Below are 12,307 nucleotides of genomic sequence, written 5' to 3' on the forward strand. Positions count from 1 at the left end.
CGTCGCGCCGCGTCGTGGAGGGACGCGTCGTCAGCGCACGCCCGCCGCGTCGAGCAGGGTGATCACCGTGGGCGCGAGGAGTCCCGTCAGCTGGTCCGCGCCGATGCCCGCGCGGGCGCTGCCCCCGTCGAAGACCAGACTGAGCTGCCGGGCCAGCAGAGCGGGATCGCTCGCCCCGCCCCGCTCGGCCTCGGCGCGGAAGAAGTCGGTCAGCTTCTCCTTGACCTGATGGGCGACCCGGCTCGCGGGGTGTCCCTGGTCCTTGAGCTCGATCTGCGCGGCCAGGTAGGGGCAGCCGTAGAACTCGGGCGCGCCCGACTGGGCCTCCACCTGCTCGAAGACGTGCAGGATCCGCTCCCGGGGGGAACGCTCGTCGTCCGCCGCGGGCAGGAGTGCCGCCACATAGGCGGAGGTGCGCCGCTCCAGACTGGCCGCGAGCAGTTCGTCCTTGCTGTCGAACAGCTGGTACATGGAGCGCTTCGACACTCCCGCCGCCTTGCACAGCGCCTCGACACCGATACCGACACCGTCTCGGTAGGTGAGCGCGGCCGCCGCCTCCAGCAGCCGCTCCCTGGGGCTTGGCTTCACTTCGGTGGTCATACCGCGAGGTTAACGCAGAGGGGTGCACAGGGAAACCGATCGGTTTTTACACGGAGGGGGGCAGCCCCTTGGCGGACGCTTCGCCGGAGGCTGCCAGCCGCCGGTGACCTCCTTGACGGGCTTGTGGGGGAAGCGGCGCCGGGCGTACTCCTGCGCGGGGGAGCCCGGCAGATACTCGCGCAGCCAGGCCGCGTCGATCTCCGCCGGCGGACGTGCCGTGTCACCGGCCCCACGCCGGGCGAGTACAGCTCGCGGCTCGACGGCCGCTCCTCGGTATTCGCGCTGGGCGGCTCAGGCTTGCGCTTGGAAACCGATCGGTTTACCGTGATGGAAACCGATCGGTTTCTGACTCTCGTGGAGGCATGTCATGACCGCTTTGAAGGGCGCCCGCGTCTTCGTCACCGGCGGCAGTCGGGGCATAGGCAAGGCCCTGGTGGAAGAGCTCTACGTACGCGGCGCCGCCAAGGTCTACGCCACGGCCCGCGACCCGCGCACCGTGACGCACCCCGACGCGGTCCCCGTGGCCCTGGAGGTCACCGACCCGGCCTCGGTGGCGGCCGCCGCCGCACAGGCGCAGGACGTCACCGTGCTGATCAACAACGCCGGCGCCTCGGTCGGCGCTTCCTTCCTCGACTCCCCCGTCGACGACGTACGAAAGGAGTTCGAGACCAACTTCTACGGCCCGCTGCTGCTCACCCGGGCCTTCGTGCCGATCATCGAGCGCAACGGCGGCGGCCACCTCCTCAACGTCCACTCCGCGCTCTCCTGGGTGGCCCTCGCCGGCTCCTACAGCGCCTCCAAGGCCGCCCTGTGGTCACAGACCAACTCCCTGCGCCTGGAACTTCAGCCGCGCGGCATCGCCGTCACCGGACTGCACGTCGGATACGTCGACACGGACCTGGTGGCGGACGTCGACGCGCCCAAGGCCGACCCTCGTACCGTCGCCGCCCTGGCCCTCGACGGGGTCGAGACGGGTGCGTACGAGGTGCTCGCCGACGACCTCACACGGCAGGTCAAGGCGGGCCTGTCCGGCGACCTGGCCGGACTGTACGCCCAGCTGGCCGAGTAGGGCAGGCAGGGCCCCCGCGTGCCGGCGGACGAGCCATGCTTCTGACGAAGATCAACGACCTGGTCAACGCCCACGAGCCGGCACCCGACTGGTCATCCAGGCCCGTACCGACACCGCGGTCAGCGCCGCGTTCGCGGCAGCGGCGTGACAGCGCCCCGGCTCGCGGAAGAGTCACGGATACGACCGGCCATGAAGAAAGCGGGATGACCCGCACTCATGGGGTCAGCTCGTTCTGGTGGCCGCCGCGCCATTCGGTGAGCAAGACGGTGGCGTCGTCGTCGAGTTTCCCGCCGTGGTGATCCATGACGGCCGCCATCAGCCGGCGCAGGGTCTCGTGCAGGGTGTGCCGGCCGGAGTGGTGACGCTGGACGAAGTCGACGAACCGGTCCCGTCCGAACTGCCTGCCCCTGACGTCGCGGGCCTCGATCACACCGTCGGTGTACAGCAACACGCGGTCGCGGGGTTCCAGCTGCGCGACGCACTCGGTCACCGGCAGGGCCAGGGCGGTGCCCATGGGACCGGCCGGCGGGCAGGCGAGCTCGGTCGTCCACCGGTTGCCGCGGATCAGGATGGGCAGGTGATGGCCGCGGTTGATCCAGGTCAGCCGCCCGGTGTCCATGTCGAGGTCGGCCAGGATGCCGGTGACGTAACGACGGCCCCCGAACTGCTCCAGCAGCGCCTGTTCCACCAGCTCACTGGTCTCGGCCAGTGACGCGCCGTGGCGGCGGGCATTGCGGCAGGCCGCCACGGCGACGTTCGCGGTGATCCCCGCGGTGGTGTCGTGCCCCATGGCGTCGAAGACGCCCAAGTGCAGCACGCTGTCGGCCACGGCGTAATCGAAGGCGTCCCCGCCGATCTGGTAGGCGGGTTCCATGACCGCGCCCACGGTGACGTTGTGTCCGGCGTAGGCGGGAGGCGGGGTGAGGTGCCACTGCATCTCCGCCGCCACGTTCATCGGCTCGGTCCGGACCCGGCGTGCGTAGGAGTCGCTGAAGGAGCGCTTGCTGAGGAGAATCAGGGCCGTCATCGACGCCAGATCCCGTAGGGTCTGGCGGGTCGGTTCGTCGTCGGTGTCGGTATCGGCTCGAAGCACGCCCAGCCGTTCCACGCCGTCGGTGACAGCCACCCACCATCGCCGCCGCCCGTCCGACGCGGCATCCGTCGCCGGCTCGGCGAGCAGATCCACCCGTTGGTAGGCATGACCCGGCAGGCTGCCCTGGACCGTGAACTCCTGGCCACCGTTTCCGGCGTCCGTCCCCTTGCCGGTGAGCTGGCGAAGCACCGTCTCGCGGATGTCCACGACGAATACGGCCGTGTCGTATATCCCGGCCTCGGCGACGTGCCCGGCGATCAGATCAGGGATGCCTTCCAGCGTGGCGGCATGGCTTGCCTGCATCAGGCCCAACAGCGCCAGCGCTGCCGCGCTCCTGTCAGCCACGGGGGACATCGCTTGCGCCGTCATCGTGTCCGCACACGCGGATCGGCGAGGTCGCACATCGCATAGCACTCCCCTCCATCCCGGCATATGCCGGACAGCCGTCTACCCGGCTTCGGTCAGCCCTATGCGCCCGCCTGGGGAGGCGACGGTGAAGACTGCTGCGTTGTCACAGACTCGTCAGGGCCTGCGGCGACAGGATCTTGATCATGCTGTTGGTCCAGCGCATCTGCCGTAGCGTCTGTGGGTGGCATGCGGAGGCCAGGGCGAGGAGGTCTTCTTGTCTTGCGGCCTGCGCGGCCTGGGCGAGCATCTCCCAGTACAGGGAGTTCTGCGCGGCGGCGAGGTGGAGGTCCCGCAGGTCGCGCAGGAGGAGCAGGCCGGCCTCGGGGCGGCGTCCCACCGTCTCGGCCGCCTTCTCCCTGAGCGCAGACAGCAGGCCCAGGGAGTGTTCCTTCGGGGGATCGCCGAGGCGCAGGCCACGGTCGTGACCGGCGTCGGCCAGGTGCTGGACGTGTGCGCGGGACCACTGGGCGAGGTCGGTGGCGACGTGGTGGACCTCGTGCTCGGTGCGGTGGCGTTCGGCCACCGTCGTCAACTGGTCGGCCAGGCGCTTCTCGCCGTGGTGGAGGGCGCGGAGGACGAGGTTGATGCCGTTCATGCGGTGCCCTCCGTGCGGTTGTCCCGGGAGGCGTCGGCCGCCTGGGCGACGAGGGCGGAGGGACCGCCGGTCGTCGCTGGTGCCGCGTCGGCGCGGGCGGGGGCGGATGCGGTGGTGGTCGGGGCGGGGGCGCTGTGGCCGTCGCCGCGCTCCACCCGGCGCAGCGCGGCCGCGGCGGTTTTGAACAGGGGTTGTTTGGAGGCCGGGTCCCAGTCGGTGATCGTCGTCTCGTTCGCGGCGCGGCCGGGCGTGTCGCCGTCCGGGCCGTGGCCGGCTTTGGTGTCCCAGTAGCCGTAGTGGAAGGGGACGAACAGCAGACCGGGGCGGATGTCGGTCACACGCAGGCGTCCTCGTACGGCGCCGCGCGGCGTGGTCACCTCCACCAGGTCCCCTTCGTCCAGTCCGAGCCGGGTCGCGTCGGAGGCGGACGCCTCCACCCACACGTCGGGGGCGGCGGCGTTCAGCTGGGGCGCCCGTCCGGTCTTCGTGCGGGTGTGGAAGTGGTAGATGGTGCGGCCCGTGGTCAGCTGGAACGGGTACTCCTCGTCGGGTTCCTCGCGCGGCGGCAGGTAGGAGGCCGCCTTGATCATGGCCTTGCCCTCCGGATTGAGGGAGCGGTACTCGACGACCTCCTGCGTCGCGCCCGTGACCAGGTCCTTGCCGTAGCTCTCGCAGACGTCCGGGTGGGCCCAGCTGATTCCGTCGGTGTAAAGGCGTTCGGTGCCGTCCGGTGCCTGTTCGTTGCACGGCCACTGGATGCCGGTCTCGCCGCGCAGTTTGCCGTAGGTGAGGCCGGTGTAGTCGCACGGCCGGCCGGCGCTGCACCGTTTCCACGCCTCGAACGCGGACTCGGGGTCGTGCCAGGTGATCAGCGGGCCGCCGTCCTTGTCGCGGAACTCCATGCGGGCCGCGTAGTCGAGGAAGATGTCCAGGTCCGGCTTGGCCTGACCAGGCGGTTCGACGGCCTTGTCGGACAGGTGCACCGTGCGGTCGGCGTTGGTGAACGTGCCGGTCTTCTCACCCCATGTCGCGGCGGGCAGCACCACGTCGGCGAGCTGGGCGGTCTCGGTGAGGAACAGGTCCTGCACGACGACGAAGAGCCGCTCCTGGGTGAGGATCGAGCGGATGCGGGACAGCTCCGGCAGGGAGACCGCGGGGTTGGTGCCGCTGATCCACAGCATGCGGATCGAGCCCTGCTCGGCGTAGCGGAACATCTGCATCGCGTGGGTGGGCGGGGCGTAGTGCGGGATCGTCTTCGGATCGACGTTCCAGACCTTCGCCAGGTCGGCGACATGGCTGTCGTTCTGCCAGTTGCGGAAGCCCGGCAGGTCGCCGTCGGCCCCGCATTCGCGGGTGTTCTGGGCGGTGGGCTGCCCGTTCATCTGCAGGACGCCGGCTCCGGGCCGCCCGAGCATGCCGCGGATCAGGTGCAGGTTGTTGATCTGTACGGCCGCGGCGGTGGCCTGGTGGGACTGGTAGACACCTTGCAGCACTGTGGACAGGAGGCGGTCGGCGGTGCCGAGGATCTCGGCGGCCTCGCCGATCCGGGCGGCCGGTACGTCGCAGATGCCGGCCGCCCACTCGGGTGTGCAGTTTTGGACCCGGGAGACGAGTTCCTCGAAGCCGACCGTGTGGGCCGCGATGTAGTCGTGGTCGACGCGGTCGCTGCGGATGATCTCGTTCAGGAGGGCGTTGAGCAGGGCGACGTTCGTGCCGACGCGGGGAGCCAGATGCACGGTCGCCTTGCGGGCCACCGGGGAGGGGCGCGGGTCGACGCACACCAGACGGGGCGGGTTGCCGCCCTCCAGCCGGTCGAGGATGCGCATCCACTGCACGGGCTGGGTCTCGGCGATGTTGTGTCCGAACAGCGCGATCACGTCGGCATGGTCGATGTCGTCGTAGCTGCCGGGCTGCCCGTCGCAGCCGAACGACTCCTTCAGCGCCTCGGCGGCGGTGGAGGTGCACAGGCGGGTGTTGCCGTCCAGGTGGTTGGTGCCGATCCCGGCCCGGGCCAGCACCGCGAGCGTGTAGTACTCCTCCAGGAAGAGCTGACCCGTGGTGTAGAAGCCGATGGATCCCGGGCCGCGTTCGTCCAGCAGTTCCCGGGAGCGGGCGACGATCCGGTCCATCGCGGTGTCCCAGTCGCATTCCACGAGACGTCCGTCCCGGCGGACCAGCGGCCTGGTCAGCCGGTCCGGTGAGGCGTTGGCCTGCCAGGCGAAGAGGTCCTTCGGTCCCAGTCGCCCGTGGTTGACCCGGTCCCCCGCGCGGCCCCGGACGCCGGCCATGCGCCCGTCCACCACCGCGATGTCCATCGCGTCCCCGTCCGAGTGCAGGATCGACGCGGCCTGCACCCACCGCTGCACCGCCCCCGGGTCGACACCCTCCTGGAGATAGGTGTCCACACGGGTGGGCCACGGCTCATCGCGGCCATACGGAGTACGGCTGCCCCACGGCTGTGCGATCCGATCCGTCGAAGCGTCCATGTCTGCCTCCCGACGATCGCCGACGTCCCCGACGAGCGTGACGCGCCGCCCGTCCTCGGTACCCGTGCCCACCGGTGTCTAACGCCGCCGCTTGCGCACCGGCCTTCGACGACGGTGGCGCAGCGGGGGACGACTACGGAGTCACTGGGAGCGTCGCCTGTTCCAGTCATCGTGCACCTCGCTGAGAGGTGTCAGATCCTGAGCACGCACAGTGAGCTGGACCGTTCCCCGCTGCCCCAGGGAGGCGGGAGGCTGGTGCGCCGCGACTCGGTCCCAGGGCGCGTAACGTGCTCGGGCGGTGGCCCGGCTGACCAGCCGCGCAAGGAGGCGCGGACGGTCGACCGGGCGGTGGTCATAGGCCAGCAGGCGCCCCCGCCGGCGCACGGCGACGACCAGCCCCTCGACCCGCATCCGCAAGCCCGCACCGTCCGCGGTCAGGACCCTTTCCTCAACCAGCCGGACATCGCTGACGTGGCCGACTTCCCGGCCGTCGGCGTCCATGATGCGGGCGCCCATGAGGTCAGCCAGACGCATGGCCCGCTCCTGGAAGGCGTCCGATGACGTTCTCGCGCGTCCAGTCCTCCAGCGCGTGGACGCCGGCCTGGTTCTGCGGCAGGCTGATGGTGAGGACGGCGCCGATCGCGGTGAGGTACTCGATGCCCAGGCGGGCCGGGCCGTCGTCGTTGCCGACCTTGAGGCGCCGCTGGACGGCGGCGAGCCAGCGGGCCGGTATGCCGCCCAGGCGTGGTGCGAGGGCCGCTGGTCCGACGAGTACGGCGGTGACGTAGGGGCGGCCGTCTTCGTCGTGTTCGAGTTCCAGGTCATCGACCTTGCACACCGGGTTCTCGTCCTGATCGACGACCTGGCGGTCGAGCAGGTGGAAGCGGGCGCTGTAGGCACGCCCGGCGCGGCGGCGGTCGCGCTGGAGGTCTTCGTGGCGAGTCATCACAGTCCTGCCTTGGTGGCGAGCATCAGCGGGATGGCGGCGGCCGCGGCGAGCAGCACGACGACGAGGTAGAGGCCGCCCATGATGTTGGCGAGTCGGCCGTTCACCGAGGCGCCCATGTACTCGGGGTCGTTGGCGACGACCAGGATGGGCAGATACGTCAGCGGCAGCGCCACGGCCGCGAACACCAGCGAGTACTCGGTCACCATGATCGGGTCCACGCCGGTGAGGATGAGCATCATCCCCGCGATCAGCGCCACGATGATCACAGCATGGAACCGTGAGGCGGTACGCGGCGCGGCGGTCTTTCCCCACATCCAGCCGAAGTACTGGGCCACCGTGTATCCCGAGGACAGCGCCGTCTCGAGCGCGGCGCCGAACGTGGCGGCGAAGACGCCGATCAGCACGAGCCCGAGCCCGATCTTGCCCACCGCGTATCCGACGGGGAGCACGACCTGCGACAGGTGGTCGACCGCGATCCCGGCCGGGTGCAGCAGCAGCGCGGCGGCAGTCATGATCGACAGGGCGAGCAGCCCGCCCAGGGGGAAGCCGATGAACGCGTTCGTCCGGGCGGTGATCAGGTCCTTGCGGCCCCAGCGTTCCTCGATGCCGCCGGAGGAGAAGAAGAACACCTCGTACGGTGTCATGGCGCTGGCGAACAGGGCGATGCCGTAATAGAAGTACGTCGGCAGGCCCTCCCCGACTGGTACGTCGGGGTGCGTGACCCGGTGCAGGACACTGCTCCACGACGGGTCGAGGCGGAGGACGGCGACGATGAAAACGATCAGCGCCAGCCCGGCGAGACCGAAGACCCGTTCCATCGTCTCGAACCTCGTCCGCCAGATCACCAGCCAGACCACCAACCCGACGGCCGGTACCCACAGCAGGTAGGCGACGGAGCTGATCAGCTCGATGGCCAGGGCGACACCGGCCAGCTCCGCCGCCAGCGTCAACACCGTCACCAGCAGCGAGCCGACCAGGTTCGCCAGTGCCACCCGGGGCCCGAGGCGTTCGCGTACCAGGTCGAAGGTCGGACGTCCGGCCACCGCCGCGACCCGGCCGGCCATCTCCGCGTACACGCAGATCCCGACGACACCCAGCACGAGCACCCATACGAGGGAGAAGCCGAAGCGCGCGCCCACCAGCGACGAGGCGACGAGGTCACCGATGTCGACGAAGCCGCCGATCGCGGTCAGGATGCCGAGCGTGACGGCGAACAGGCGCTTCACGACGACAGCTCCTGCTCCAGGCTGTCCAGCCGCTTCGCCACACCGGGCAGGGCCGTGCCTGCCTCGGGCAGGTCACGCACCTCTCCGCGCCGGGCGGCGATCCGGACGTCCGCCAGGGCGTCGGCCGCGTCCCCGAGAACCTCGCCGACCCGGTCACGCACGGCGTCGGCCTTCTCACTCGGCGGCTGCCGGGACTCGAACGTGCTCTGCGCCGCCAGAAGATCCGTCTCCGCCTCCCCGAGCAGACTGGAGATGTAGGGCCCGGTCACGTTGCCCTTCCCCGCAGCATGGACACCGATGAGGGCGGTGTTCACGGCGGAAGCAGCCGCCTCGACCGTGTTGGCGGCCTTACGCCGGTAATCCTCATCCGTACGTGACGAGCCCGCACAGCCGGCCAGGAACAGGAGGGCGGCCAGCCCACCGGCCGCGGCAGCGCGCCGTGAGCGGGGTTTCACCGGCCCCTGGCCACGAAGTAGACGCCGACGGCCAGCAGCACGATCAACTGGCCCCACGCAGCGAGAAGCACCAGCCCCTGATCCATGTGCCACCTCCACTGTCGGCAGGTGATCAGGTACCCGCATTCACCGCACCGACCCTCCGGGCGACCGGCGCGTGCCTGGATCCGATGCCTTGGCCGGTGGCTTGGGCCGTTTCGCTTGCTCGGATGATGGTCCGGGCAGACACCGACGAGGACCTCGACTGGGTCCTCTCGGCGGACTCACGATCGTGCGGCCCACCAGCACGCGGCTGGGGCGCGAGATGCCGCGCTTGCGCAGGTGCCCGGGCAGTGACTCCCGCCCCGGCGGACCAGCGGGCCACCGGCCTTCGACCGCGAGGCTTGCAAGCAGCGCAACACCGTCGAGCGGTGCATCAACCGCTTGAAGCAGTGGGGTCTGACCGGTGATCCAAACGAAACCGCGGCCCGCCACGCACTCGGCTCACACACACGCTCACGATGCACAGTCGGGCGGACGTGGCCCCTCAGTCCTTCCTGTGTGGTTCCGGCGAGGCGGAGCACGCCTGACTGGCACGGAGCATGGCTTCATAGAGGGCGCTGGGCTCGGGCGGGTCGGGCAGGGGGCCGCGGGCGGGGGCCTCGAAGGACTGGAGCATCAGGGCGACGACGCGTTTCCAGGCGTCGGGAGCGGCGTCGCCGGTGGCGTTGACGACGCCGGCAGTGGCCATGTGCACCAGCACCAGGTCCTCGGGGCTGAAGTCCTCACGCAGACGTCCTGCGGCCTTGGCGCGGCCGATGAGCTGGACGACGCCCTCGTACGCCTGGTCTCGGCGCTCCTCCAGAGCCTTGGCTGTGGGGAAGGTCATGGTCAACACGTCGGCGAAGCCGTAATCGGCGGCCTGCATCGCGCAGACGGTTTCGATGAACCCCGCCAGACCGCGCCAGGGATCGGGGTCGTCGAGGGCGACGCCGACCGCGTCGACGTAGGCGTCCATACGGTCGGCGAAGACCGCGGCGACCAGGTCCTCCTTGGTCGGGAACCGGCGGAACAGAGTGGCGATGCCGACCCCCGCCTCGCGGGCCACGGAAGCCATGGAGGCATTCAGGCCGTCCCGCCTGAACACCGTGCGCGCGGCGGCGACGATCCGCGCACGGTTGCGCTCGGCATCGCTGCGCAGAGGCTGTGCGGCTGGGGCATCGCTGGATCGGGCGCCGAGGTTCATGACACCCAGTCTACCGAATCGGAATGACCTATCCAGTTTCAGTGTTATCGTAGGCACCGCGGAACCGGACAGGCCTTTCCGGATCTCGAACCGGATAACCCTTTCCGTATCGAGCGACACGGATGTCAAGGAGTTGATGACCATGCGCTGCGCTGTGACATGGGCGATCGCGATCACCGTCACCTGACCAGTCCGTACCCCAGCCCCTTCCCACGAAAGGATTCACTGTGCCCAGCATCGCCATCGTCGGAGCCGGCCCCGGAATGGGCCTCGCCATCGCCCGCACTTTCGGCTCGCGCGGCTACGACGTCGCTCTCATCGCCCGCAACCGCGCCAAGCTCGACGACCTGGTCGGCCGGCTCACCGCCGAGGGCATCACCGCCGCGGCGTTCCCGGCGGACGTACTCGACCACGACGCGCTGACCCAGGCCCTCAAGGACGCCGCCAGCCGGTTCGGCGGCATCGACGTCCTGGAGCACTCCCCCGCTCCGGCCATCGACTCCGTGAACCTCACCTCCCCGTCCCAGACCAGCCCCTCCGATGTGCAGAGATGGATCGACCTCCTGCTCTCCAGCGCCATCACCGCCACCCAGGCCGTCCTGCCCGCGATGCGTGAGGCCGGCGCGGGCACCCTGCTCTTCACCAACGGCGCCGGCTCGGTCGACCCCATCCCGATGCTCGGCAACGTCAACCCCGCCCAGGCGGCGCTGCGCAACTGGGCGCTCAACCTGCACAAGGAGCTGGCCGGCACCGGTATCCAGGCCGCGCACGTCGCCATCGGCGCGTGGATCGGCGCCGGCGGCCCTCCCGGAGTCCCGACCGCCGAGGCCGAGGACATCGCCCCTCTCTACTGGGACCTGCACACCCGACGCGACGAAGCCGAGCGCGTCTTCCCCGTCTGACTCCTCCCGGCGCTCCCCCGTTGAATCCTGATCCGCTCAATCCTCATCCGCCGCGGCGATCCCCGCCGCGGCGCGACCGAAGAAGAAGGTTCCCGCTCGGATGAACGTGTTCCTGTGGATTCTGCAGGGCGTCCTAGCCGCGTTGTTCGCGGCCGCCGGCGTCACCAAGTCCACCCAGCCCCGCGAAAAGCTCATGTCCCAGCTGCCGTGGGTCAGTGACGTCTCGACACCCGTGGTGCGTCTGATCGGCGTGGCCGAACTCGCCGGCGCGCTCGGGCTGATCCTGCCGGGTGCTCTCGACATCGCCACCGTGCTCACCCCGCTGGCCGCCACCGGCCTGGCTGTGATCATGGTCCTGGCCATGGGCCTGCACGCCCGCCGCAAGGAACCGCAGGCCATCGGGTTCAACGCGATCCTGCTCATCGTCGCCGCGGTCATCATGTGGGGCCGGTTCGGGCCCTAGTCCGCCTGCCCGGTTCGGGCCCTAGTCCGCCTGCCCGGTTCGAGCCCCGGTGATCCGGGGCTGGCCGAGCATGCACGAGGTAGTCCCGGTCAGCCCACCTTCTCACCCAGCCGTCAGCTCCCGCACTGATCAACCTGCTTCACCTGCGGCGCCCGGAGCGGGCTGATGTCCAGTGCTGTCAGTTCATGGGGCTGAGCGATTGAGAGTTCGTTCAACGATCGATCCCAGACCGTCCCGTCGCGATCGGCGAAGGTCATGCGGGCAACCTCCCAGTTCGTATCGGACAGGAGCTGCTCCTTCCCCTTGGAGCTGCTGCCGTCGCTGGCTGACAATCGCAGTTGTGCCGCGGGGTACACGACCTCGGCGCAGGGGCGGAGTTTTTTCACTGTGAGCATCGCGTCCTGGTCCTGGTCGGCACCGACTGTGATGGTGATGAAGACCATAGAAATCGCGTCGGGCGACCTGTTCACGACGTGGACAGCCTCAGCAGGCGGATTCCCCGCCGCCGATGGCCGCTACCGCGCCGAGCACTGTTGCTGCCACTGTGACGTGATGCGACCACCTAGTGCCACGTAGACGCTGCCAGAGTGTTCGCGATGACTCGTCCTCGGGCTCGGGCGCGGGTGCGGGTGGCTCCTCGGGAATCCGTGCTCTCACGCGGACCGGAGCGGTGCGCTGACGCGCGAGACGCAGGCGGACATGCCGCTGTGGCTCGTTGGTCACTCGTCCCCCCTCGCCTTTTCCGAGGCACCGACGCTCCCACAGACATGCAACTGCCGCAGCCTACTTACCAATCACGTGCGGATACACCGCAACTGGCCCGCCTTGCTGGGCAC

13 protein-coding genes are annotated in these 12,307 nt (G+C 69.8%); 3 read left to right on the forward strand and 10 right to left on the reverse strand.

All coding sequences use genetic code 11. The features are described 5' to 3' along the window. Positions 1-30: 30 nt before the first annotated feature. Positions 31-600 carry a TetR/AcrR family transcriptional regulator gene (locus AB0K80_RS26605; RefSeq protein WP_365673796.1) on the reverse strand — a complete coding sequence of 190 codons (570 nt, stop codon included), beginning with the start codon at positions 598-600 and terminating at the stop codon, positions 31-33. A 367-nt stretch (positions 601-967) separates the two neighbouring features. On the opposite strand from AB0K80_RS26605, the gene AB0K80_RS26610 reads away from it, so the two are divergent. Then, complete coding sequence (locus AB0K80_RS26610; protein ID WP_365673797.1) at positions 968-1,669, forward strand: SDR family oxidoreductase; 702 nt, start codon at positions 968-970, stop codon at positions 1,667-1,669. 214 nt (positions 1,670-1,883) lie between these two features. On the opposite strand, the gene AB0K80_RS26615 is transcribed toward AB0K80_RS26610, so the two are convergent. From AB0K80_RS26615 to AB0K80_RS26650, 8 genes are all read right to left on the reverse strand, one after another. Beyond that, positions 1,884-3,107, reverse strand: a complete 1,224-nt coding sequence (locus tag AB0K80_RS26615; protein ID WP_365673799.1) for a PP2C family protein-serine/threonine phosphatase — start codon at positions 3,105-3,107, stop codon at positions 1,884-1,886. Positions 3,108-3,273: 166 nt separating this feature from the next. Then, entirely contained in the window at positions 3,274-3,765 is a 492-nt protein-coding gene (locus AB0K80_RS26620) for a hypothetical protein (protein ID WP_365673801.1), read from the reverse strand. Beyond that, entirely contained in the window at positions 3,762-6,251 is a 2,490-nt protein-coding gene (locus AB0K80_RS26625) for a nitrate reductase (protein ID WP_365673803.1), read from the reverse strand. Before AB0K80_RS26625 ends, AB0K80_RS26620 begins: the two co-directional genes overlap by 4 nt. A gap of 141 nt (positions 6,252-6,392) precedes the next feature. Continuing rightward, complete coding sequence (locus AB0K80_RS26630; RefSeq protein ID WP_365673805.1) at positions 6,393-6,785, reverse strand: PRC-barrel domain-containing protein; 393 nt, start codon at positions 6,783-6,785, stop codon at positions 6,393-6,395. Continuing rightward, a complete protein-coding gene (locus AB0K80_RS26635; RefSeq protein ID WP_365673808.1) occupies positions 6,772-7,197 on the reverse strand; it encodes a hypothetical protein in 426 nt (141 codons plus the stop codon). Before AB0K80_RS26635 ends, AB0K80_RS26630 begins: the two co-directional genes overlap by 14 nt. Next, positions 7,197-8,426: a divalent metal cation transporter gene (locus tag AB0K80_RS26640; protein WP_365673810.1), complete on the reverse strand. Its 1,230-nt coding sequence runs from the start codon at positions 8,424-8,426 to the stop codon at positions 7,197-7,199. Before AB0K80_RS26640 ends, AB0K80_RS26635 begins: the two co-directional genes overlap by 1 nt. Then, positions 8,423-8,740: a hypothetical protein gene (locus tag AB0K80_RS26645; RefSeq protein WP_365673812.1), complete on the reverse strand. Its 318-nt coding sequence runs from the start codon at positions 8,738-8,740 to the stop codon at positions 8,423-8,425. Before AB0K80_RS26645 ends, AB0K80_RS26640 begins: the two co-directional genes overlap by 4 nt. A 667-nt stretch (positions 8,741-9,407) precedes the next feature. After that, positions 9,408-10,289: a TetR/AcrR family transcriptional regulator gene (locus tag AB0K80_RS26650; RefSeq protein WP_365673814.1), complete on the reverse strand. Its 882-nt coding sequence runs from the start codon at positions 10,287-10,289 to the stop codon at positions 9,408-9,410. A 44-nt stretch (positions 10,290-10,333) separates the two neighbouring features. Between AB0K80_RS26650 and AB0K80_RS26655 the strand changes: the two genes are divergently transcribed. Beyond that, positions 10,334-11,008, forward strand: a complete 675-nt coding sequence (locus AB0K80_RS26655) for an SDR family oxidoreductase (protein WP_365673816.1) — start codon at positions 10,334-10,336, stop codon at positions 11,006-11,008. 100 nt (positions 11,009-11,108) lie between these two features. Next, the gene (locus tag AB0K80_RS26660) at positions 11,109-11,471 is read left to right on the forward strand and encodes a DoxX family protein (RefSeq protein WP_365673818.1); all 363 of its coding nucleotides are present in this window, start codon (positions 11,109-11,111) and stop codon (positions 11,469-11,471) included. A 113-nt stretch (positions 11,472-11,584) separates the two neighbouring features. On the opposite strand, the gene AB0K80_RS26665 is transcribed toward AB0K80_RS26660, so the two are convergent. Beyond that, the gene (locus tag AB0K80_RS26665) at positions 11,585-11,914 is read right to left on the reverse strand and encodes a hypothetical protein (RefSeq protein ID WP_365673820.1); all 330 of its coding nucleotides are present in this window, start codon (positions 11,912-11,914) and stop codon (positions 11,585-11,587) included. Positions 11,915-12,307 lie beyond the last annotated feature (393 nt).

Source organism: Streptomyces sp. NPDC052682 (genome assembly GCF_040678435.1).
Taxonomy (GTDB): domain Bacteria; phylum Actinomycetota; class Actinomycetes; order Streptomycetales; family Streptomycetaceae; genus Streptomyces.